Genomic DNA, 23908 nt, shown 5'->3' with positions numbered 1-23908 from the left:
GTTGAGATTTCTCTCCCCCTCACCACCTATATGCAATTTTCTATAAGCCATGTTTTGTTCCAGAAATGACTAGGTACCATTTCCTTCGATAATCATCTGTCTACTGTTTCCAGTCAGAATGCTATGTTCGTTTCCATGCATCCCATGCCCCGACCAAAGTTTGGGTTGCTAGCTTGAGGGGTTTACCGCGTTCCACTTTTTAGGTTTCCCTAAAAACTACGTCACTGTGGCACTTTCAGAGCTAATAGAACTTATCCTAAGACTTAGCCCGTTCGCTCGCCGTAACTTGAAGATCAAGTCCCTAGGCTTATGGATTCACCTAGCACAAACACTACAGGCATCACAGCCTGTGCTAGCATGGACTTTCCTCATGAGAGAAAGCTCTCACGCGATTATCCAAAAATTGCACGATTCATCTTTTATGTCTTAAAAATCACGATCTACGACTTGTTTCCCGAAGACTTCTTTTTCAAGACGATTTAAGCGTTTCAAAATATCGAAGTTTGTCGTAGTAGTGACCTGAGGAAACTCATGCTTTGGAGCAGATTCAGGAACTGATGGACTCGGAGTTGCTTGACTCGTTTTCTTCGCTAATTCTTCACGGAGCCGAGCATTTTCTTCTTTCAATTCCTTCACTAAGGCAGCATAGGTTTCATAGTCTTTGATGACATCATCCAAAAACTCATTTACCTCAACTTTACTAAATCCACGAACTTCTTTTTTGAAATCTTGATCAAAAATATCTTTCGCAGTAAAAATAATACTTGCCATCATTCTCTCCGTTCTAGTTAATCATAATCATTATATAAAAAATGAGGAGCAAAAATCAAGGTAAATCACTTATTTTTCGTAAATTTTTTCCGCTACTTCATTTAAGTCATCAAAGTTTAATCTTTTGACATGATACTGATCCATTTCTAGCATCATTTTGTAAAGATATTTGAGATTTGTTTCGTGTTCTGGATCGTAAAATAAATAAGCACCATCTGTATTTTCTAACAAAAAAGTATTGTATTCTTTAAATTGGCCTGGCTGGCTATAAGAGGGATAGGCATACTTGACAAAATCAACCTGCTTAAAGCGACTAAGGAGTTCTTGATTGGCCTCATTCCAGTTCTCCCCTTGGTTTTCAAACATAAAAATCGTGGCCAACTGTATCTCGTATTCTTTTTTTAATTCCTGGGCAACCTCCAAGGCCCAGGCTTCAAAACCTAGATTACCCGTAAAAATCAGCCACTTGACGCCCTCTTCCAAAAAACGGACTAAATCCCTGCGAATCGCCTCTTTAATAGTGGGAAGTCTAGGGTCCTTTGCTGTCAGAATTCCCAATTCAAATGCCTTGTATCCTGTAATCAGTAAACTATTCATTATTTCCCCTCCCTTCTTCATTTTGTGATATAATAGAGTGATGTAATTGTACCAATAAGGAGAATTATGGTCAACTATCCTCACAAACTTAGCAAGAAATCTTCTTCGCCTATCCAGAGGAAGCAAAGTGTAAACTTTGCCAATCGGGGGATGACATTTGAAAAAATGATTAATGAGAGCAATCAGTACTACCTTTCTAGAGGGCTAGCGGTGATTCATAAAAAGCCGACACCCATCCAGATTGTAAAGGTGGACTATCCTCATCGCAGTCGGGCAAAGATTGTGGAAGCTTATTTTCGCCAGGCGTCTACCACAGACTATTCTGGTGTTTATAAAGGACACTACATTGATTTTGAAGCAAAAGAGACCCAGCAGAAACAATCCATGCCGATGAAGAACTTTCATCAGCACCAGATTGATCACATGGCTGCGGTCGTCCAACAGGGAGGAATTTGTTTTGTGCTCTTGCATTTTGCAAAGCTCAATGAGACTTATCTACTGCCCGCTCCTTCCTTAATAGACTTTTACAACATCGATCACGGCAGTAAATCTATGCCATTGACCTATATACAGGAAAATGGTTATCGTATCGAGACAGATTGCCTTCCAAGCATCCCTTATCTCGATATTATCGAACAGAATCTACTAGGCGGTAATTAAATGAACAAACAAACAGTTATCCAGTGGTTAAAATACGCAGCGATTGCGGCTATTTCCTTATTTTTCCTTTTACTTATTCTGGGTGGATTGGTATTTGGATACTATGCCTCAAAAGCACCGACTCTTTCTGAGAAAGACCTCATCGCAACGACTTCCAGTAAAATCTATGACAATCAAAACAATCTGATTGCCGACTTGGGTGCTGAAAAACGAATCAACGTAAAAACAAATGAAATCCCAACCGACTTGGTCAATGCGATTGTGGCGATTGAAGACCACCGTTTTTTCAACCACAGAGGGGTCGACTTTATTCGTATTGGAGGAGCCTTCTTCAGTAACCTCCGAGGAGGGCGCCAAGGGGGATCTACTCTTACACAGCAATTGATCAAGCTCACTTACTTCTCTACTTCTTCGTCCGACCAAACCCTATCTCGGAAAATCCAAGAAGCTTGGCTTGCGACACAATTAGAACAAAAAGCCACTAAACAAGAGATTTTGACCTACTACATCAACAAAGTCTACATGTCTAACGGAAACTACGGAATGCAAACAGCTGCTCGTAGCTACTATGCAAAAGACTTGAAGGACCTTTCTCTGCCACAAGTGGCCCTATTAGCCGGGATGCCTCAAGCCCCCAACCAATACGACCCTTATACCAATCCGGAAGCTGCACTCCAACGCCGTAATCTTGTTCTCAAAGAAATGTTGGACATGAAGTCCATTACAAACGAACAGTACGAAAGTGCCGTCAATACACCTGTTACAGATGGCTTACAAAGTCTGACAGGCTCAAGCAACTATCCTGCTTATATGGATAACTACCTTAAAGAAGTCATCCAACAAGTCGAAGAAGAGACAGGCTACAATGTCTTGACAACTGGTATGGATGTCTACACCAACGTCGATACCGCAGCTCAAAAACGTCTGTGGGATATTTACAACTCTGACGAATATGTCAATTATCCAGATAATGAGTTGCAAGTTGCTTCTACTATCATCGACGTGACAAACGGAAAAGTCATTGCTCAGTTGGGATCCCGTCATCAATCATCTAATGTATCCTTCGGTACCAACCAAGCTGTCGAAACAAACCGAGATTGGGGTTCTACAATGAAACCTATCTCAGACTATGCTCCCGCGATTGAACATGAAGAATATAGCTCCACTGGAGTAACCATTCCTGATACACCTTACAACTTCCCTGGTACAAATACGCAGATTTATAACTGGGATAGACAATACTATGGCAATATCAGCATGGTCTATGCTCTCCAACAATCCCGTAACGTTCCTGCGGTCCGGGCCCTTGAAAAAGTTGGTTTGAAGAAGGCTCAGAAATTCTTAAGCAGCATCGGAATCGATTATCCAGAAATGGTATATGCAAATGCCATCTCAAGTAATACCAGCGACTCTAGCAACAAATACGGGGCTAGTAGTGAGAAAATGGCCGCTGCTTATGCAACCTTCGCAAATGGCGGTACCTATTACAAGCCACAATATGTGAATCGGGTTGTCTTTAGCGATGGTACAACGAAGAACTTTGATACCTCTGGAACGCGAGTGATGAAAGAAGCCACAGCTTACATGATGACAGATATGTTGAAATCAGTTATCACAGCTGGTACAGGATACAATGCAAATATCTCTGGTCTTTATCACGCTGGTAAAACAGGTACCTCTAACTATGCCGACAACGAATTAAAAAAACTGACCAAAGACTACAATTACTCAAGCATTGTGACACCTGATGAATTGTTTGTGGGTTACACCACGCAATATTCTATGGCTGTATGGACAGGATATACCAATCGCTTGACTCCAGTCCTTGATGATGGAATCAAAGTCGCGACGGATGTCTACAAACAAATGATGCTGTATTTGTATGAGCAATACGGATCAGGTAGCGAAGACTGGACCCAACCAAGTGGCGTATACCGTAGCGGTTCCTACCTCTATCTCAATAATGGTAAGAACAACTACAATTACTACTATTATGAGCCAAGCTATACAGTTGAAGAAACGAGCGAATCAACAGAAGAAAGCTCAAGTTCATCTAGCTCAGAAGAGAATTCTGAACACACAGAATCATCTTCTAAAGAGAATGAGCATAATCACTAATTAGACCACACTATATTAATAAAACACGATTGTTCTAAACAATCGTGTTTTTTATATATATTATTTAGAAGCCAAGGCCCCCATCGGATCCCAAGGAGCTAGGACAATCGGTTCTGCCTCATAAGCAGCCAATTCTTCCGTTGTCAACAGTTCCTTGCGGATGACGATTTGGTAGGTGTATTCGTCCATCCAGGCGTCAGAAGCTACAAAGTAGCCATCTGTTCCGACTTTATCTCCCCAAGAATTCTCAACCTTCCATTTGAGAGAGCGTCCAGCTTCGTCCAGATCCACACCAGTCAAGACCATGGCATGGGTCATGAGACTTTCCGCATAATCCAAACGCCCTGCCTTATCTTGAGTCAGCTGGATATCCATTCCCGCTTCAAAATCGTAGACATCTGTCGCAAGGATTCCAGCTTTCCGGTTGCTAACTTGGCCGACATCCGATCCAAACCAAACAGTTTCCCCAGCTTTCATTTGGGCAATGGCCAATTCTTTCAAGCGCTCCATCGGAACGTTGAGGTAGCGGACTTCCCGGCTACCGACCACATTCCCCAGCATCTCAACTGTGTAGGACTGGCCATAAGGCTTGTCTGCCGTTGGCGCATTGATAACAGAAACGTAGTCCTCCAACTGAAGATCCACATATTTTTTGTAAAAACTTTGAGGTGTCAAGCCAGACTCTGTGTGGAAGTGATTGTCCTTATCGCGATAAGAGAAACTAAATGTACGAGGGGGCAAGCCCAGTGACATAGCTAAGAAATTAAAGATTTCTTGGAGGAGCTCTTCTTTCTTGCTTTGAACCGTTGCTTGATTTGCTCCAGTCGCAAGCAATTCGCGCAGGATCTGCGCATCTTGACGCAACAATTTGTTTAAGTAAGTATTGAGCTCCCGGCTATTGCTAGATGAGATAGATTCTGGATAGACAGACTTGGGTACGACCCCATATTTTTCAAAAAGGGAAACGACCATATCCCATTGACCACCATCTTGTTGAGGGGTTTGAAGGAGGAAGGCCACCTTGCGGCTGGTCAAGTCCTGGTCCGCTGTCGCAATGATTTGTTCCAAGAACCAGTTGGATTTTTCGTACTTGTCCCAGAAGAAGGTATGAGCTTGAGACAACTCAAAATCCTCTAATTGGAAGCTGGCAATCATTTTATGACGGAAGGTATTCAGAGCCGCAAACATCCAGCAACGACCAGAAGCTTTCTGGTCCGTCACCTTATCCTTGGTCAAATCGAGAGAAAAGACGGGCGTATTTTCAACTGCACTTTTGCGTGTCTCTAAAGCCGCATGAATCCCATTGTGGGTGATGGCATTTTCGAGAGCCGCAAATTTCACATTTGCTTGGTAATTCGCATAGAGTTGATCTGTAAACTCTTTTGTTAATTCTGACATAAGATTCTCCTTTGTAAAGCTACTTACCATTATAGACCATTGACCAAAATCTTCAAGTAAAAATTGTTTTAAAGCTCAGAAGAATGGATAGTGTAGATTATTTGATCTCCGACATAGCCTTTTCTAGCGACAGCATTTGGGAGAGTAGCTAGATATTGCATCCCAGCTTTTTCCATAACCCTTCCCGAAGCAGGGTTCAAACTGACATACTTGGCTTGAACTTCCTTGAATTTCACCTCTACCAACAAAAAGTGTAAAACAGCCTGGAGGGCTTCTGTCATCAGACCTTGACCCCAGAAGTTCTTCCCTAGAATATAGCCGACTTCACACAGTTCTTTTTGTGGATCCTGAGAAACGACACTGATATCACCTATCACTTGTGCGGGATCATCTTTCTTGCAAATCGCCCATTTGTAGGTGTTTTCCTCTTGGTAATGAAGGAGCCATCTCTCAATTGAAGCTCGAGTCAGTTGAGGATTTGGATGGGAATCCCAAGTCACATATTTAAGATTATCTGTATCAGACGCCCAATTTTCAAACATTGCCTTTGCATCCTCTACAACAAAGCGTCTTAGTAATAAACGCTTGGTCCCCAATTCAATAGTACCCAATTTTCTCATCCTCTTTCCTCCTATCCTGTTTTAAAAAAGTTGGCTCAACCGACTTTTCTTTCCTATCAACGCCAGAAGATATCAAACTTTGAATTCATCTCACAGCTATTTTTCCGCAACCAAATCATAGGGGAAATACGGAAGTCCTTCTAATTCCTTGTAATCCAATCCCTTGAGCTTGCAAATAGCACCTGATTCAAAAGACCAATAGCCATAATAATTATCAATATTCTCTTTATGCAGGTCATACCAACCTTCCTCTCTACATCCTTGATACCATTTTTTAGTCAAGTATTCTTTTAGGAGAGACACAGCTTTTTCAGAATTTTCTTGCTCAATAATCTTTCGGGTAAAGCCATAAGGTCTTGGGAAATTATAGTTTATTCGAATCTTCCACTCTGGATGACGAGATTTTATGAGGTAATCAATCAAATAATCCTCTGGATCGTCTTTTTTGACCAAATCTACCAATTTATCAAAAGTCGTTTCATCAACCTCTAACATAATACCAATGGAAAGAGCCCAGAGCATTGCATCATATCCTGAATTACTATACCAAATAGGGAGAAGGCTATCGACATATTTAAGGTACTCTTCTTTGAATCTCTCAATAGAATATCCTGCAGTGTAGGTGGCTATCATATTTTCTTTTTGGCAAACAGAGTTATCAAGCTGTATTGATCTGATAACTTTTTCTATCGGGCGCTTGTATGGATTGACACCTTGCTTTAATTTTTCCAATTCTTCAGTCCACTCATCTATGGATGATTTATTAATTTGAATTAGTTCATTAATTTTTTCTTCAATAAAAATAGTATCTCTTTTCATCATATATCCTCTTATAGCCAAATGCCACCTGGTTTACTCTATTAACGAATCATGCATCCCCTTCAAATTGTCACTTCTTCTGGGACAGAATTTAGAATCATGGCTTCTGTAGCTATCTTCGCAGACACCTCTTTGATCAAATGGTTATTCTCCGCCTCTTAACCAATTTTCCTGCTGAGCTTTTTCGGCAAAATCATGCGCCTTATCGATATCTAGGCTTGACTCCGTAGAACCTTCATTAGACCCACCATTTTCCTGGTCATCTCGACTACCCTCCTCTTCTTTCTCAACCCCTGAAGAGGATTCGTATTCTTCAGGCTCTTCTGTTCGATGCTCTAAAACTGATTCAACATCTCTGCTATCTTCGATAAGATTTGATTCCGTATCCATTTTTAAGATAGGATGGTAAAAGAAATGAAATCCAACAACTACAAGAGCCAGAGCTAAAAGGGCGATCATATTCCGTTTCCCAGCTTCTTCCTGAGGAATTTCTACTCCCTTTGTTGGTAAAGTCTTCCACTCAGGGTGTTCAAGCTCCGCCTCTTTTTTCGCATTGTAAACAGGTAAAATAAGAAACTGATTCATCAGAGAAAGAGCACCAATGCTAATCAGTACATAGACCATATAGCGAGAATGGTTGACTACCATCTGGATATAAAACACAGTAGCTATTAAAGCAATCAGTATATTCAGCATAAATCGAATCTTCAATTCTTTTTTTAGTTGAAGATATTTTTCTTTTGACATCCCTTTACCTCATTTCTTCAAAAAGACTGGCTTAACAACAACTCTAGGTCTTCTAGTGATGCTAATAGCAAATTAACTCCAGTCTCATATTTTTATAGGAGCATCCTCTTAGACTCACTCCTTTTATTCCATTCCTAAACAACAAAAATCATTACTCTTATCATACAGGATTTATTCCTCGATATCAAACTATCTACTAACTAGCGTTATTCTAATCCTCTCTCATAGCTAGACAATCCCTCTGCTAGCTTTTGAAATAAGAGTAAAGAAAAAAGAGAAGACCCACTCGATCTTCTCTAGGCTTGTTTTTTGACCTGTCTGGTCACTTTATCTGTCGACTTTTCTTACCTATCAACGCCAGAAGGTGTCAAATACCGTAATCGGTAGATGACGTTTGTGTTGGCCTTTGTGCCACCAGTTTTCAATGGTTGCTTGGGATTCCGGGCTAACTGATTTCCCTTCTAGGTAGTCATCAATTTCTGCATAGGTCACCCCAAGAGCTACTTCGTCAGCGATACCTGGCTTTTCCTCTTCCAAATCCGCAATCGGTACCTTCTCATACAAGGCTGGATCAGCTCCCAGTGCCTGAAGCAACTGCTTGCCTTGGCGCTTGTTAAGGCGGTAGAGAGGCAGAATATCGGCTCCGCCATCTCCAAACTTGGTAAAGAATCCAGTGATGTTTTCGGCTGCATGGTCTGTCCCAATGACGGCTCCACTATAGGCACCTGCCAAGGCATACTGAGCAATCATCCGGCTCCGTGCCTTGATATTGCCCTTGTTAAAGTCTGAGACATCCGTTCCTGTCGCTTCGACAGCACGCTCCATAGCATCGACCGATTCCTTGATGTTCACGACCAGGCTGACGTCTGGCTGGATGAAGGCCAAGGCCTTTTGGGCATCTGCTTCATCCGCTTGGACACCGTAGGGCAAGCGGACTGCAACAAACTGATAACTGGCATCTCCAGTCTCTGCCCGCATTTCCTCCATGGCTAATTGAGCCAGGCGACCCGCTAGGGTCGAGTCCTGACCTCCTGAAATTCCTAAGACAAAGGTCTTTAGAAAAGGATGTTTTTGCAGGTAATCCTTCAAAAAATCAATCGACCGGCGAATCTCTTCTTGAGGATCAATGACTGGCTTGACCCCTAATTGGGCAATAATGTCTTCTTGTAGGCTCATTCTTCTTCACCTCCCAAGGCTTTCTGACGCATCTGATCGATGAGGTCCATCTTATCTTGCCATACATCCTTGGCCAAGTCCACTGGGTAATGTTGTGGATTGAGGACACGTTTGTATTCGTCCCAGAGCTTGTCAAATTCCTTCCGAGCATAGGCTTGGATATCCATCAAGGTTGGCAATTCGTAGACTTGTTCACCATCTTTGAAAATATCGACCAAGAGCGGGATGGCATCAAAATCACGAACTGTCTTCTTGATATAGGTATAGGTCGGATGGAACATTTTGATTTCTGTCAGTTCATTGACATCCACTCCATCGTAAGTGATGTAATCCCCTTCTGATTTACCTTTTTCCCGACTGGTAATGCGCCAAACTTGCTTCTTCCCTGGGGTTGAAACTTTTTCAGCATTGTTAGACAGCTTGATGGTATTTCGCATTTGACTATTTTCGTCTTCGATAGCAACAATCTTATAGACTGCTCCGAGGGCTGGTTGGTCATAGGCTGTGATCAACTTGGTTCCGACACCCCAGACATCAATCTTAGCCTTTTGCATCTTCAAGTTGAGGATGGTGTTTTCATCCAAATCATTTGAAGCATAGATCTTCGCTTCTGTGAAACCAGCTTCATCCAACTGTTGGCGAACCTTTTTCGAGATGTAGGCAATATCTCCAGAGTCAATCCGCACTCCTAGGAAGTTGATACGATCGCCCATCTCACGCGCCACCTGAATCGCAGCTGGAACTCCGATGCGTAACGTATCATAGGTATCCACTAGGAAGACACAGTTGCGATGGGTCTCTGCATAGGCCTTGAAGGCTTTATAATCATCGCCATAGACCTGCACCAAGGCATGGGCATGGGTCCCAAGGACAGGGATGTCAAATAGTTTTCCTGCACGTACGTTACTGGTCCCGCTAGCGCCTCCAATAACGGCTGCACGGGTTCCCCAGATAGCCGCATCCATTTCTTGTGCTCTACGAGTTCCGAACTCCATCAAAGGTTCATCTTCGATCACAGACTTGATCCGAGCGGCTTTTGTGGCAATCAAGGTTTGGAAATTGACAATATTGAGGAGGGCCGTTTCAACCAACTGACACTGGGCAAGCGGTCCTTCTACTTGGACAATCGGCTCATTGGCAAAGACCAGGTCCCCTTCTTTGGCAGAACGAACGGTCAATTCCATTTTGAAATTTTTCAAGTAATCCAGGAAGGCTCCTTCGTAGCCTAAGGATTCTAAGTAGGCAATATCCGACTCTGAAAAACGTAGATTCTTCAAATAGTTGACAATGCGCTCAAGACCTGCAAAGACGGCATAGCCATTTTTAAAAGGTTGCTGGCGGAAATAGGCTTCGAAGACCGCCTTTTTATTGTGGATGCCTTGCTCAAAGTAAACCTGCATCATATTGATTTGATACAAATCAGTATGGAGAGTTAAACTATCATCTGGGTACATGTTTGATCCCTCTTCTTTTTTTACGTCATGGCACCAGTCACGCTCTGTCAACTGGCACAGTCCAAAATAATTTTAAACACATTATAGCACATTTTAAGCAGGACCACATGAGTTTAATCCGGGTTAAGCCTCATTTTTTATCGTAAAAAAGAAGGGATCTTCGCCTCTTTCCATCAGACGAACATCCCTTTCTTCTCTCTTATTCTTCGTGTTCAGTAATATATTTATAAGCTTCTTGACCGGCGACAGCGCCATCCCCAACAGCTGTGGTGACCTGACGAAGATCTTTTTGGCGGACATCTCCAACCGCAAAGACACCCGGCACGGAGGTCTTCATGTGATCATCAGTGATCACCCAACCTTGATCGTCTAGAATACCGAGGTCTTTGGCAAAGTCACTGACAGGATCCAAGCCCACATAGATAAAGACACCCCTAGCTGTTTGCTCGCGAACCTCACCTGTTTGAACATCTTTTAAGACCAGACTGGTCACACGGTTTTCCCCTTTGATCTCTTCGACCACTGTATTCCAAGCAAAGTGAATCTTTTCATTGGCAAAAGCTCGGTCTTGAAGAACTTTTTGGGCACGTAGGGCATCGCGGCGATGAACAATGGTAACAGACTTAGCAAACTGAGTCAGGAAGATTGCCTCTTCAACCGCAGAGTCTCCTCCACCAACAACCATGAGGTCTTCATCACGGAAGAAGGCACCATCACAGACAGCGCAATAAGAAACCCCACGACTATTTAATTCTTCTTCACCCGGAACTCCCAATAAGCGATGGTTAGAACCAGTCGCAATAATAACGGTCTTGGCTTGCAAGAGGCCATCATCTGTCGTAATTTCCTTGTAGCTTCCTTGATCCACAATGTTTTCAGCTCTACCGAACAAGTGTTCCACACCTAGGGCTTCTAGTGGCTCGAACATCTTTTCAGCCAATTCAGGTCCACTGATATTGGCATAGCCTGGGTAATTCTCGATATCGGATGTATTATTCATCTGTCCGCCAGGAATTCCAGCTTCTAACAAGGCAACTTTTAGATTGCTGCGGGCTGCATACAGGGCTGCAGTCATACCCGCAGGTCCTGCACCGATAATCAGTGTATCATACATAAGCTTCTCCTTTAGTTGTAACTATCTTGATTCTAACTCCAATTGAACCATTTTGCAATTATCTTGCTCGAAGAATAAACAGAACTCCAATGACTGCAAAGGTAAGAACTGGAATTGTCATAATATCAATTAATAAAATATCATAGAGGTGTAACTGGCGTTCCTTAGCTGTTTTATCCGTCTTACGAGCTGCTCGCAAGCCTATCCAAATAGCTGAAGCAACCAACACCCCAATTGAAGTGATGATTAGGCTCTCGATATAGAGAGATAGCAATTGCTTTAACATAAGATCTCCTTAGTATCCAAGATTGGAATGAGGGGACGAGATGCCGATTCGTTTCGTTCACCATTGGATAAACTTGAAACACCTTATTATGTGGAAAAAATGGACTACTAATAATCATTTTCTCCTGAGGCACCTACTCAAAGAAAAATCCGAGTCTGAAACATCGCGTTCCAGACTCGACCTCTTATATATTATATCAAACAAATGTTCGTTTGTAACTAGCAAAGAATTCTTTTGTCCGCTCTTCTTTAGGAGCTTTCATAATCTCTTCTGGTGTCCCAGATTCAATAATTTTCCCCTTGTCGAGGAACAAGACCTTATCTGCCACCTGGGAAACAAAGCTCATATCATGACTGACTAGAATCATGGTTTGACCTGCCTGAGCTGCTGCTGCAATGGCTTTTTCTACCTCTCCGACCAATTCCGGATCGAGGGCTGAAGTTGGCTCATCCAATAAGAGGACTTCTGGCTTCATGGCTAGGGCCCGCGCCAAGGCTACCCGTTGCTTCTGCCCTCCTGACAAATGACGAGGGTAATGGGTTTCGCGGTCCGACAGACCGACTTTTGCGAGTTCTTCTTTGGCAATCTTGGTCGCTTCCTGGTCGGATAAGCCTTTGACGACGATTAGTCCTTCCTTGACATTGTCCAAAGCAGTCTTGCGGCTGAAAAGATTAAACTGTTGAAAGACCATAGCTAGCTTTCTTCGAAGGGTCAGGATCTCGTCCTTACTGATGGTTTCAAAGTCCACCTTCTCCCCATTGATATCAATGCTGCCACTATCCGGAGCTTCCAGATAGTTCAAGCTTCTCAAGAAGGTTGATTTCCCAGCTCCAGAAGAACCGATCAAGGCAACAACTTCCCCTTTTTGAACTTCCAAATCGAGATGGTCTAGGACCACTTGACCGGAAAAAGATTTTGATAATTGTGAAATCCGAATCATGCTGCTCGTTCCTCCTCTTGCAAGGTTTGGGTAACAACTTTTGGATCTTTGATAGCGAGTACCTGTTCGATCCAACGTCCCAATTGTTCAATCAAAATATTAATGGCCCAATAGATCAATGAAACAGAGATAAAGCGCTCGAAGTAGCGACTATCATTCCCCGACATAATCTTGGCTTGGGCAAAGATTTCCAACACTCCAGCATAAAAGGCCAGAGAAGTCCCCTTGGTCAAACCAATCAAAGAGTTGATCAAGGTCGGAGTCGCAACCACGGCTGCATTTGGAATAATAATCCGACGATAAACTTGAGCATTGGTCATCCCGAGACTCTTCGCTGCTTCGATTTCACCCGCATCAACAGATAGAATCGCTGCCCGAATGGTCTCACTGGCATAGGCTGCCTCATTGAAGGCAAAGGCCACAATGACAAATAAATGGGCTGGCACATCGTTGATATTAAAGGTTGTTCCATATTGTTGGTTAATGGCCTTCAATAGGAGCGGGATTCCATAGTAGGTCAGCATCAACTGGACCAAAATTGGTGTCCCTCTTAAAAAACTCACAAACAAGGCTTGAATCGGGTAGAGGATTTTTACCCGATTGATTTTGACAATGGCAAATAATAGAGCTAGCAATAAACCAAAAAAGGCTCCTGCCAAGGTTAACAAAATCGTATTTGGAAGCTCTTTTAAAATTCCTGGAATAGCTTCAAAAACGACGCGTAGGTTAAAGATTTCTCCTTCTGGTATCCATTTTAAAAACTCTTCGTACCAGCCAGATGCCAGATAAGTAGTTGTAAACATCTTCGTTACTTCCTCCCTCGATAATGAATCATTCTATCATATTTACAGTTAAAATGCTGAGTTTTGCTACTGATCGTTCGTAAATCATGCTTCAGGTCTGATGTGATAACAAGCAAGCATCTCCCCTAAGAGCAAAAAAATAGACTATCTATAGATAGTCTATCACAAAATAAATCAGCGACCAAATAGTTAATTTTTATGGAAATCTTTAAATTTCTTTATCACTAAAAGGTTTGGCGTTTTGCCTTTCTTTCTGCCCGACCACGAGCACGATTCTCAGCTCGCTTGGCTTTGCGACGTTTCTCGTCCACAGCCCATTTGATTTTTTTCTTGTAGCCTGGTTTGATTTTTTTCTTCTTCTTCTTGACCAAGCCGATCATCTCAATGTCGAGTTTTTCTTGGCGTTTTTCACGATTAGCCCGGCGATCCCGGTCGTAGGTATCTTCGATAGCTCCAGCCTTCAAGACCTTAGGAACAAACTGGATGCCCAATTTTTCAAGCTCCCGAATGTCTGAGTCATCACTCGGTTGATAGAGGGTGATGGCTGTACCAGGAAGGCCATTCCGACCAGTCCGGCCAACGCGGTGAACAAAGAAGGATAAGTCTTGTGGAATAGCATCGTTGATGACATGACTGACCCCTTCAATATCAATCCCACGCGCTGCCAAGTCCGTCGCCACGATATATTCAAAATCCAGGTTTTTGACTTGGTTCATGATTCGCTTGCGCTCCCGTGGAGGAACCCCTCCATGGATTTTAGCGACCTTGAGCCCCTTCTCTACTAGAAAAGCATGCAGATCGTCCGCTCTGTCCTTGGTATTTACAAAGATCATAGCCAGATAAGGTTGAAGAGCCTGCGTCAGTTGATAAATCTGCTCGTTTTTGTCGCGCCCCTTTGTCGATACCAACCAGTTATCAATGGTGTCCGAGATTACCGTTTTGGTTTTGATCTGCTCCATGACAGGGTTAGACAAATATTTCTTCAAGAAGGGTTGTAACTTTTGTGGAATCGTTGCTGAGAAGACTAAAAACTGAAGCTTCTTGGGAAGACTGGATGCAATCTTGTCTACCGTCGTCAAAAAGCCCATATCGAGAGTCATATCCGCCTCATCAACCACAAAGGTGTGAGCCTTATGAATAGCCAAGTCTCCAGAAGCGACCAAATCATAGATCCGTCCAGGTGTCCCAATGACAATATGGGGTTGGGCTACTTGGAGCTTATCGATCTGGCGAGCCTTATCAGTTCCTCCAACGTAGTTGGCAATCCGAATTTCTTTTTCACAGTGGCTAGCAATCTGACGAGCCGCTTGGTAAATCTGTGTGGCCAATTCCCGACTAGGCGCAGTAATGACCACTTCGACATGGCTACTTTCCTCATTTAAGGTTTGAAAAATTGGCAAGAGGAAAGTATGGGTCTTCCCTGATCCTGTTTTAGATTCACCGACCAGATCACGGCCTGCTAAAACAATCGGTATCAGCTTTTCTTGAACTTCTGTTGCTTCGATAAAATTAATTTCTTTTAAGGCCTCTTGGATATAGTCCTTAAACTTAAAATCTGTAAATTTCATTCTCTTATCCTTTCATCATCTCCACTATTATATCAAAAAACTCCTCTTCCCGCTCTTCTTTTGGACACCAATTCTTAGCCAGCGAAAAAGGCTGAGATAGCAATCCCAACCTTTTATGATTCATGGCTTATGAATTGGTCAAATAGTAGATCAAGAGGGTCAAGGCGCTCATTCCTGCACCAACACTCCAGAGAAAGGCATCGACCTTCCACTCAGACCATTTAGGTCCATTACCAGACAGACCACCCAACTCTAAATGGTGATGGAAAGGCGTCATGCGGAAGATCCGCCGTCCTTCCCCTGTCCGTTTCTTTGTCCATTTGAAATAGGACACTTGGAGCATGACAGAGCTAGTCTCAAAGACGTAGACAATCCCAATCAAGAGCAAGGTCCACTCTACGTGGAGAGCCATGGATAGAGTCGCAAGCATCCCACCTAGGGCTAGGCTTCCAACATCTCCCATGAAAATCTTGGCCGGCTTGTGGTTGTAGACGAAGAAACCTAATAGAGCTCCAATCATACTGATGGTCACAAAAAGGATATCGATTCGTCTTTGCCAAACAGCGATAATGGAATAAGCGATCAAGCTGATGGTTACCGAAATACTTGCCAAGCCATCAATCCCGTCCGTTAAGTTGACTGCATTTGAAAAACCAACCAACCAGAACAAGGCAAAGACAATATAGAAATGTCCCAAATAGACATCCCAACCAAAGACATTGAGAAGACTACCAGCTCCATGGCGTTCAGAAAAGAGATAGAAAATAATCCCTCCCACCAATTGCAGGGCTAATTTTTGCTTGGGATTTAGCCCTTCATTGATCTTACGAAAGACCTTCAAGAAGTCATCCAAGAAACCGACGATTCCATACAAGACCAAAATAAAGAGGATCAATTGAACAGGACGCGTAAAGTTCCCGGTTAAAAAGCTAAAGACAAGGGTGACAAAGACTGAAGTGATCAAGAAGACCACTCCCCCCATAGTAGGAGTACCTGCTTTGGCTTTGTGTTGCTTCACATCTTCGTGCATTTGTTGGCCCGAAATATGGGCCCGTTGATAGAAACGGATAAAGGCAGGAATGCCAATAACCGTTAGAATAAATGATACTACTAGGGTAGCAAGTAACATATCAATCTCCTAATGTAATTGTTATTTTCTTCGTCTTCTTTAAAGCAGTTTCTACTTTGACGTTTTGTTTGCTCACACGAGAACCTTCCCCTTTATAGGTGATCTCAATGCCCGTCCATTCCGCAAATTTATCAACATTTTCCTTGGTCCAGCCATACATATCCGGAACTGAATCCAAGTCATCTGTTAGTAATAACACTTGCTCATTTGCTTTTAATTTCGTTCCTGCTGATACAGACATCTTTTTAATATTTTTTCCAGTACCTAGGACGACCGGCTGGATCAGATTGCGACGCAGTTCATCTGCGAAGCCACCTGGGCTGATGGTCTGCTTCAAGTTCAATTCTTTCGACAAGGATTCTGCCGACGGCATCTTATAGGTGTCCTCTTTCGCGACCCCATCCAAGGCTTTGGTTTCAGTTACTAGATTCAACTCATCCTTCAAAGCAACCGCATCTTCCAAGACTGGATTGACCAGTTCTTGCCAGCTCTTTGGACTAAAGCTGACTTCAGGCTGTTGAACTGTCACATACATAATAAAATCTGGGTCTTCAGCAGGTGTCATGACAACAATCGAGTTGATATTATCATTTTCACCTTCCAAGTAGCCATTAGCTGTCGCAATTTGGGCTGTCCCTGATTTAACAGCAACATTTTGTCCAGCTACTTGGATAATGGGACCATCCGATGAATAGAGGGTACCAAATTGAGGATCAGTCCCTACCGTAATCATGTAATTACGGGTCTGTTGGGCAGCCGAAGCGGATACTGGATTGCCGACAATCTCTCTTTGTGATTTACGAGCAGTTTCATGCTTGCCGTCGTAGATCGCACTGATAAATTTAGGCTCCAACATTTCCCCATCATTTGCAATGGCAGAAAATGCACGTAACATCTGCGTTTGGGTCACCGAAATCCCTTGACCGAAGGAAGACATGGCTTGAGTGACATAGTTATCACCTGGTAGGCCTCCAAAACTTTCGTCCCCCATTCCAAAACGTGTAGGAAGTCCGAACTTAAAGAGTGTGAGGTAATTCATCCAGACATTATTGCCCATCTTCTGTTCAAGCTTGGTCATCCCAATGTTACTTGAATAGGCAAAACCTTGGGCAATATTCATATAGCGACCTTCTGACAAGCCCATATTGATTTCCCAGTCTTTGATGATCGCATCTTTCACCTGTAACTCGTTATTGTAATATACCTCGTTATAGGCTGGGAAAGTCCCATGATCAATCGCCGCTGCCAAGGTCATGACCTTCATAGTCGAACCTGGTTCGTATTGATCCTGGTAAAGAATCGTGTTCCAGGTTCTCAGATTCTTAATATCCAAGCCTTCTTTGGTATCTGCATTATAGGTTGGACGTTGCGTCGTTGCAAGGATTTCCCCCGTTTTGGCACTGATCAGGGTCGCACTGACATATTTACCTTTTACCTTTTCTTGGAAAACATCCATTCGCGTTTCGAGATAGGTTTGAAGTTCCGCAGAAAGGGTTGTGTATACATCCTTCCCATCTTCTGTCTTCACGGCAACCTTATCTGATCCTGGCACAATATTTCCGTTGCGATCCTTTTCATAGGTCACCACTCCATCCTGACCACCCAGGATCCGATCCAAGGATTTTTCTATTCCCGTTGTTCCCTGCAGGGTTTTATTGCCTTCTTTATCTTCTATCAATTGAGCTTGACCGATAAATTGAGAGGCAAAGGTCCCATTTTTATAACTCCGGTTTGGACTCATCGTAAAATCAACACCTTTAATGTTGGCAGCTTCTAGTTCACTCCGGATAGCATCCATATTGCTATAGCTGATATCATTCCCCGCTGCACCAAAAGAAACTTGGTTGAGCTTCTTCTGAGACAGTTGTTGGACGACATAGTCTTTTTCCATGCCCAAATAACGATTAAAAACGTCCGCTACTTGGTTGTATTGACTTTCTTCAACGTATAAAACTTCACCTTTTGCCGATTTATAGGTTTTGTCGATGATCGCATAAACATTATAAGTCGTCGCATCCTCAGCAATAACAGCTCCATTTCGGTCATAAATTGTTCCTCGTTTGGCTGGAACAATCTCTGTTTTCTGATGGACTTGATGGGATAACTCAGATAAATTTTTTCCGAATTTGCTATCTGTGCCTATGATAACTGCAAAATTAATGAGAAATATGAAGAAAACAAGAATGGAAAGCAAACTTAAATTCTTAGCTACTTGCCGACGATTTTGGTCTGGAAGTTTCCTTTTTTTAAGGGAATAACGAATGATTTTCTTTTTTAATTTACTCATCGCTACTTGAACTCACCACTTTTCGATTTTCTTTTTGGAGGGTCATCCCCTGAGAACTAGCTAACTTAGACAAGCGTTCATATCGAGTCAACTCATTGACTTCTTGCCGGATATCTTCTAGTTCAGTCTCTTTTGTTTTTAGTTCCGTATTGAGGTTTGTCAAATCGCTTTGCACTTGTAGAATCCGCGTCTGCATAAAAATAATACTGACAGCGAGAATAATCCCTGTTAGGACAATCGAGCCATAAAAAGCTTTTTCTACTCTGGTAAAGCGACGAATACGATCTTGCAACTGACTGCCCCGAGATCGTAATGGTTGATCTGCCATGTTTATTTCCTCTTACTTATGAATTTTTCGAGCAACCCGCAATTTTGCAGAATGAGCTCGGTTGTTCTTCTCTAACTCTTCTTGGCTTGGAAGAATCGGTTTTCGAGAGACTAATTCCATTTTTGGTTTTAAGTCCTCTGGGATGAAAGGCAAGCCCTTCGGTACTTCTACTGTAGAAGCTTCTTTAAACAATTGTTTGGTCAAACGATCTTCCAAGGAATGAAAGGTAATGACTGAAATACGACCACCAACTGCCAACAAATCCATGGCCTGCTGGATTGATTCATCCGCCGCTCCCAATTCATCGTTGACTTCAATTCGAATCGCCTGGAAAATTTGTTTGGCTGGATGCCCCTTTTTCTTTAGTTCCTTAGCCGGTTTTGCCGATTTGATGATTTCAGCCAATTCTGTCGTCGTTTCAATCGGTTTTACCGCACGCGCTTGTTCGATCTTTCTAGCAATTTGCTTGGAAAACTTATCTTCCCCATACTTGAAAAAGATTCGGACTAGATCGTGGTAATCATAGTTGTTGACCACGTCATAAGCCGTCAAAGAGGCTTCTTGATTCATCCGCATGTCCAAGGGAGCATCTTTTTTATAAGAAAAACCGCGAGACCGCTCATCTAACTGGGGACTAGAAACTCCTAAATCATAACAGATTCCATCAATCTCATTGACTCCCAATTCTTGGAGACGCGCTTGAAGATTCCGGAAATTGTCTTTGATGAAGGTTACCATGCCCTTTTCAACATAAGGAGCTAATCGTTTCTCCGCATTATCAATCGCATGCTGATCCTGGTCAAAAGCATATAAATGCCCTTTTTCACTTAATTGACTTAATAAATATTCGCTATGGCCAGCTCCACCTAGAGTGGCATCCACATAGATTCCATCTGGCTTTACATCCAGCATATCAATCGTTTCATGGAGCAAGACCGTTACATGATGAAATTCTTTACTCATATCCTATCTATTTTACCACAAATCTGACCAGGATGCACTTGAGATTCTCTTCTCTATCTGCTCATCATTTTCGGATAAAAAGTTCCCATTCTTCAAAAGCTCATCCTATCAACCAATAGACCGAGAGAAGCAAATTGTGATACAATAACTCTATGAAAGATAAGAAATACCTCCTCCTTGGCCTGCTAGTGGCCGATCTAATTGCAGTCTACTTTTTCCTACGCACCCCTGTCCCTTGGATTTTTTGGACAGCAGCCTTCGTTCTTGCCATCTCTATTTGGATATTTAAAAATCAATGGAAAAACTACAAAAATAGAGATAAGGATTCAGAGTAGCCCATATAGAACAAGAAAACTCGATCAGTTCAACTTCTGATCGAGTTTTCTATTATCTATTTATGAATTGGGATCATCCAAACTGCGGCCGTGCAAACCTTTCTCTCGTTGTACTTGGCGTAGTTTCTCAGGTGTCACATCGTTACCTTCTTCGTCCACCACTTTAATTCCTTCGATATGGTGACGAACCGAACGACGATAACCTTCAATGTATTCTTCACGAAGTTTTGCTTGCTCCACTTCTTCTTCTGGAGTCAACCCTTCTGTTTTTTTCTTTTTAGCAAGCTCATTGATTCGAGCGATTTTTTCAGGTGTCATAATAAGACCTACTTTCTACCTTTTACCAGGTACTTATTTTGTGTTCAATTGGTTGAAGGCTGCAACAGCGTTAGCTTTCGCTACAAGACCTGCAAGAAGGGCCAAACGGTTGTTTTTAACAGCCTCATCTTCTGCCATCACCATAGTATTGTCAAAGAAGGCATCAATGACTGGGCTAAGAGCAAAGAGTTGAGTCAATTTGTCACTAGCTGCACCAGTCAATTCAAGCTCTTCAATTGCTTTAGCAAGAGCTTTTTCTTGATCATTTTCAAAGAGACTGGCATCGACCGCTACTGAAGCATCTGCTTTTTCTGCCAAGTTGAAAGCACGTGAGAGGGATTCAACAGCTGCCTTGTAACCATCGGTCTTCGTAGCTTCTGAGAGAGCGTCAGCTACTTCCAACATATCTGCCACGACAAAGTTTGAACCAGCAAGAACAGCGTCTTTGATATCTTTTGCTGTGCGTCCCATCATCTTGTCCACACGCGCCTTGATGAAGTTGAGCACTTCTGCTTGATTATCATAAGAAAGGCTATCAAATGAAAGAGCGTAAAGGCTGTCAATCAACTCATCCATAGGGATATGCCAGCCAAAGGCATCCAAGATACGGACAATCCCTTGTGTTGCACGACGAAGCGCATAAGGGTCATTGGAACCTGATGGAATCAAGCCTACTGAGAAGAAGGAAAGGAGGGTATCCAATTTATCTGCAAGGGCAAGGATGGCACCAACCTTAGTCTCTGGAAGGGCTCCGTCTGCTGCATCAGGAAGGTAGTGCTCACGGATAGCTGTCGCTACCGCAGCATCTTCACCAGCAAGGAGGGCGTATTTTTCACCCATGATTCCTTGCAATTCATCGAACTCTCCGACCATACCCGTCAAGAGGTCAAATTTGTAGATTTCAGCTGCACGAGCGACGGCTGCCGTTTCTTCAGCTGTCAAACCAGCTTGCTCAGCTAGTGACGCTGCAATGACACCAGCACGCGCCATGTGTTCTGAAAGAGAACCAATTTTTTCATGGAAGGTCACGTGTGCCAATTTAGCAACCAGGTCTTCAATCTTAAGTTTTTGGTCTTCACGCCAGAAGAATTCACCATCTTCGAGACGTGCCACCAAGACTTTTTCATTTCCTCGAACGACATTTTCCAAGTGCTCAGCGTTACCATTACGGACGGAGATGAAGTTTGGTTTCAGCTGACCATCAAGGTCACGTACAACAAAGTAACGTTGGTGTGTTTCCATTGATGTCACCAAAACCTCTTCTGGAACGTCCAAATATTTAGTGTCAAAACTTCCCATAAAGGCAGTTGGGTATTCGACCAAGTTCAAGACTTCATTCAAAAGGCCTTCTTCGATTTGAACTTGAACACCTTGTTCTGCTTCGATAGCCTTGATTTGCTCACGAATCATGTTTTCACGTTCTTTGCTATCCGCAATCACGTAAACGGTACGAAGGTCTTCTTCATAAGAATCCGCATTGGCAATTTCCACTTCATGTCCAAGGAAACGGTGTCCACGACTCACACGTCCTGACTGGATATCCAAGAAATCAAGGTCAAGCGCTTCATCACCCAAAAGAACGATCAAGGTGTGAACTGGGCGAATGTATTCAAAGGTGTTGTTAGCCCAGTGCATGCTAACAGGGAAGGTCATTGAAGCAAGCACTTCTGGAAGGCCAGCCAAGACTTCTTTGGCAGGTTTTCCAGCTTCGTGCTTCGTAACATAAACGTACTCTTCCCCTTTGACTTCACGGAATTCGATATCGTCAACCGTCAAACCTTTCCCACGGACGAATCCTTGAGCCGCTTTTGAGAAGTTTCCATCTGCATCCAAGGCGATTTTCTTAGAAGGTCCTTTAAAATCTTCGGTCAAATCTGTTTGTTGATCCGCCAAACCAATCACACGGACAGCCAAACGGCGGGGCGTTGAGAAGGTTTGAATGCTTTCGTATGAAAGACGGTTGTCATCCAAGAAGGCTGCCATTTTCTCACCGAGTTGTTTTTCACTTGGTGTGACAACGTAGGCTGGCAACTCTTCAAGTCCTAGTTCTACTAATAAGTTTTTTGTCATGTTTTTTCTCCGAAAAATATCTTTTTTTCCAGTTTGCCTTATGTGATTGGCACGCAAGCAACCGACTTCGTCGTTTCATTGCTAAAATTGGAGCCTAAAGTCTCTAATTTTGCCTGGTATCGTTAGTTTCTCTAACGATACCTTTATCACTGCGGCAACTGGTTCTGTAGGATTGCTCTATCAGTCAATCCCATCTAATACGCTCTCTTTATTCTTCCTCTTCTGCTAGGAGTTTTGCGCGTGTGGCTTCGTCGAGAAGTGGGTAACCAAGTTTTTTACGTTCTGCGACGAAGGTTTTGGCTACAACACGGGCCAAGTTACGGATGCGGGCAATGTAGCCAGCGCGTTCTGTAACAGAAACAGCACCACGTGCATCTAGCAAGTTAAAGGTATGTGAACATTTCAAAACATAGTCATAGGCTGGGTGAACAAGCCCCAATTCCAAAGCACGTCCTGCTTCTTTTTCAAATTTTTCGAAGTTTTCAAGAAGCATATCTTGGTCAGAAACTTCAAAGCTGTATTTTGAGTGCTCATATTCAGGTTGAAGGAAGATTTCTCCGTATTTAACCCCTGGAGCCCACTCAATATCGTAAACAGAATCGACTTCTTGGATATAAGAAGCTAAACGCTCCAACCCATAAGTGACCTCAGCGGTAACAGGACCAGTTGCCAAACCACCGACTTGTTGGAAGTAGGTGAACTGAGTGATTTCCATACCGTCAAGCCACACTTCCCAACCAAGACCAGCTGATCCAGTTGATGGGTTTTCCCAGTTATCTTCAACGAAACGAATATCGTGTTCCAAAGGATTGATCCCCAATTTTTCCAATGACTCTAGGTAGAGTTCTTGGATATTGGAAGGCGATGGTTTCATGACCACTTGGAATTGGTGGTGTTGGTAAAGACGGTTTGGGTTTTCCCCGTAACGACCGTCCGCAGGACGACGTGATGGCTCCACATAAGCCGCGTTCCATGGCTCAGGACCGATGGCACGGAGGAAGGTATAAGGACTCATGGTTCCCGCACCCTTCTCGTTATCATAAGCCTGCATGAGCATACAACCCTGGTCATTCCAGTATTGCTGCAAAGTCAAAATAATTTCTTGAAATGTTAATTTCTTAGACATTGAATACTCCTTAATTAATATAATTTCTTGCGACACGAGTCTGCCTCGTCGATCATACGAGGCAAGACGAGTAGTACTGCGTCTAGCTCAGGCAGCCTAGTGCTGAGCGTGGGGCAGTCCGACTGTAAGGAGGTCTCTGCCACTGACACAGTGAAATGTTAATTTCTTAGACATGATTACTCCTTTTTTAATTCTTGCGACTTTGGATACAAAAAAACCGTGTCTTTGCTCCTAAGTCAAGTGACCTAGGGGCGTCAAAAACGCGGTTCCACCCTAATTTA

22 protein-coding genes and 1 other RNA gene are annotated in these 23908 nt (G+C 43.0%); 2 read left to right on the top strand and 21 right to left on the bottom strand.

Going from position 1 to position 23908, the window contains the following annotated elements; translation table 11 throughout:
• Nucleotides 1-38: 38 nt before the first annotated feature.
• The 3 genes from rnpB to ADH27_RS02030 all read right to left on the bottom strand — a co-directional run bounded on the left by rnpB (nt 39) and on the right by ADH27_RS02030 (nt 1368).
• Nucleotides 39-404, bottom strand: an RNA gene (rnpB, locus tag ADH27_RS09735) — RNase P RNA component class B.
• Between the two features lie 22 nt (nt 405-426).
• Nucleotides 427-771 (bottom strand): cell division regulator GpsB, encoded by a 345-nt coding sequence (gpsB, locus tag ADH27_RS02035; protein WP_006597079.1) that lies wholly within the window; start codon nt 769-771, stop codon nt 427-429.
• Between the two features lie 69 nt (nt 772-840).
• A complete protein-coding gene (locus ADH27_RS02030) occupies nt 841-1368 on the bottom strand; it encodes a DUF1273 domain-containing protein (RefSeq protein WP_048715283.1) in 528 nt (175 codons plus the stop codon).
• Between the two features lie 66 nt (nt 1369-1434).
• Here ADH27_RS02030 and recU point away from each other — a divergent pair, with 66 nt between their 5' ends.
• Together recU and pbp1a are read left to right on the top strand one after the other, a co-directional pair.
• Nucleotides 1435-2028, top strand: a complete 594-nt coding sequence (gene recU / locus ADH27_RS02025) for a Holliday junction resolvase RecU (RefSeq protein WP_048715281.1) — start codon at nt 1435-1437, stop codon at nt 2026-2028.
• Nucleotides 2029-4146 (top strand): penicillin-binding protein PBP1A, encoded by a 2118-nt coding sequence (gene pbp1a, locus ADH27_RS02020; protein WP_048715280.1) that lies wholly within the window; start codon nt 2029-2031, stop codon nt 4144-4146. It begins immediately after the preceding gene.
• Nucleotides 4147-4206: 60 nt separating this feature from the next.
• On the opposite strand, the gene pepC is transcribed toward pbp1a, so the two are convergent.
• The 18 genes from pepC to glyQ all read right to left on the bottom strand — a co-directional run bounded on the left by pepC (nt 4207) and on the right by glyQ (nt 23627).
• Entirely contained in the window at nt 4207-5544 is a 1338-nt protein-coding gene (pepC, locus tag ADH27_RS02015; protein WP_048715278.1) for an aminopeptidase C, read from the bottom strand.
• A gap of 68 nt (nt 5545-5612) precedes the next feature.
• Nucleotides 5613-6164, bottom strand: coding sequence for a GNAT family N-acetyltransferase (locus tag ADH27_RS02010; RefSeq protein WP_048715276.1), 552 nt, complete (start codon nt 6162-6164; stop codon nt 5613-5615).
• A 96-nt stretch (nt 6165-6260) separates the two neighbouring features.
• A complete protein-coding gene (locus tag ADH27_RS02005; RefSeq protein ID WP_048715274.1) occupies nt 6261-6986 on the bottom strand; it encodes a PoNe immunity protein domain-containing protein in 726 nt (241 codons plus the stop codon).
• A gap of 141 nt (nt 6987-7127) precedes the next feature.
• Nucleotides 7128-7730, bottom strand: a complete 603-nt coding sequence (locus ADH27_RS02000; protein WP_048715272.1) for a hypothetical protein — start codon at nt 7728-7730, stop codon at nt 7128-7130.
• Between the two features lie 351 nt (nt 7731-8081).
• The gene (nadE, locus tag ADH27_RS01995; protein WP_048715271.1) at nt 8082-8906 is read right to left on the bottom strand and encodes an ammonia-dependent NAD(+) synthetase; all 825 of its coding nucleotides are present in this window, start codon (nt 8904-8906) and stop codon (nt 8082-8084) included.
• A complete protein-coding gene (locus ADH27_RS01990) occupies nt 8903-10360 on the bottom strand; it encodes a nicotinate phosphoribosyltransferase (RefSeq protein ID WP_048715268.1) in 1458 nt (485 codons plus the stop codon). The genes nadE and ADH27_RS01990 overlap by 4 nt, the downstream gene beginning before the upstream one ends.
• A gap of 199 nt (nt 10361-10559) precedes the next feature.
• Nucleotides 10560-11474 carry a thioredoxin-disulfide reductase gene (gene trxB / locus ADH27_RS01985; protein WP_048715267.1) on the bottom strand — a complete coding sequence of 305 codons (915 nt, stop codon included), beginning with the start codon at nt 11472-11474 and terminating at the stop codon, nt 10560-10562.
• Between the two features lie 58 nt (nt 11475-11532).
• Nucleotides 11533-11760, bottom strand: coding sequence for a DUF4059 family protein (locus tag ADH27_RS01980; RefSeq protein ID WP_048715265.1), 228 nt, complete (start codon nt 11758-11760; stop codon nt 11533-11535).
• A gap of 196 nt (nt 11761-11956) precedes the next feature.
• A complete protein-coding gene (locus ADH27_RS01975; RefSeq protein WP_048715264.1) occupies nt 11957-12700 on the bottom strand; it encodes an amino acid ABC transporter ATP-binding protein in 744 nt (247 codons plus the stop codon).
• Complete coding sequence (locus tag ADH27_RS01970) at nt 12697-13503, bottom strand: amino acid ABC transporter permease (protein ID WP_048715261.1); 807 nt, start codon at nt 13501-13503, stop codon at nt 12697-12699. Before ADH27_RS01970 ends, ADH27_RS01975 begins: the two co-directional genes overlap by 4 nt.
• Nucleotides 13504-13727: 224 nt before the next feature.
• Nucleotides 13728-15071 carry a DEAD/DEAH box helicase gene (locus ADH27_RS01965; RefSeq protein WP_048715260.1) on the bottom strand — a complete coding sequence of 448 codons (1344 nt, stop codon included), beginning with the start codon at nt 15069-15071 and terminating at the stop codon, nt 13728-13730.
• A gap of 127 nt (nt 15072-15198) precedes the next feature.
• Entirely contained in the window at nt 15199-16200 is a 1002-nt protein-coding gene (mraY, locus tag ADH27_RS01960; RefSeq protein WP_048715259.1) for a phospho-N-acetylmuramoyl-pentapeptide-transferase, read from the bottom strand.
• A gap of 1 nt (nt 16201) precedes the next feature.
• The gene (pbp2X, locus tag ADH27_RS01955) at nt 16202-18487 is read right to left on the bottom strand and encodes a penicillin-binding protein PBP2X (RefSeq protein ID WP_048715257.1); all 2286 of its coding nucleotides are present in this window, start codon (nt 18485-18487) and stop codon (nt 16202-16204) included.
• Nucleotides 18480-18815 carry a cell division protein FtsL gene (gene ftsL / locus ADH27_RS01950; protein WP_006596866.1) on the bottom strand — a complete coding sequence of 112 codons (336 nt, stop codon included), beginning with the start codon at nt 18813-18815 and terminating at the stop codon, nt 18480-18482. Before ftsL ends, pbp2X begins: the two co-directional genes overlap by 8 nt.
• 12 nt (nt 18816-18827) lie before the next feature.
• The gene (gene rsmH / locus ADH27_RS01945; protein WP_006596867.1) at nt 18828-19778 is read right to left on the bottom strand and encodes a 16S rRNA (cytosine(1402)-N(4))-methyltransferase RsmH; all 951 of its coding nucleotides are present in this window, start codon (nt 19776-19778) and stop codon (nt 18828-18830) included.
• Nucleotides 19779-20173: 395 nt separating this feature from the next.
• Nucleotides 20174-20431 carry a DUF896 family protein gene (locus tag ADH27_RS01935; protein ID WP_023920274.1) on the bottom strand — a complete coding sequence of 86 codons (258 nt, stop codon included), beginning with the start codon at nt 20429-20431 and terminating at the stop codon, nt 20174-20176.
• A 33-nt stretch (nt 20432-20464) separates the two neighbouring features.
• Nucleotides 20465-22501: a glycine--tRNA ligase subunit beta gene (gene glyS / locus ADH27_RS01930; protein ID WP_048715253.1), complete on the bottom strand. Its 2037-nt coding sequence runs from the start codon at nt 22499-22501 to the stop codon at nt 20465-20467.
• Between the two features lie 208 nt (nt 22502-22709).
• On the bottom strand, nt 22710-23627 hold the full coding sequence (gene glyQ / locus ADH27_RS01925) for a glycine--tRNA ligase subunit alpha (RefSeq protein WP_000038760.1): 918 nt from the start codon (nt 23625-23627) through the stop codon (nt 22710-22712).
• Nucleotides 23628-23908 lie beyond the last annotated feature (281 nt).

Source organism: Streptococcus sp. 343_SSPC, from assembly GCF_001072385.1.
GTDB lineage: Bacteria > Bacillota > Bacilli > Lactobacillales > Streptococcaceae > Streptococcus.
Note: the sequence above shows the minus strand (reverse complement) of the source record. Positions and strands in the feature narration are given on the sequence as shown.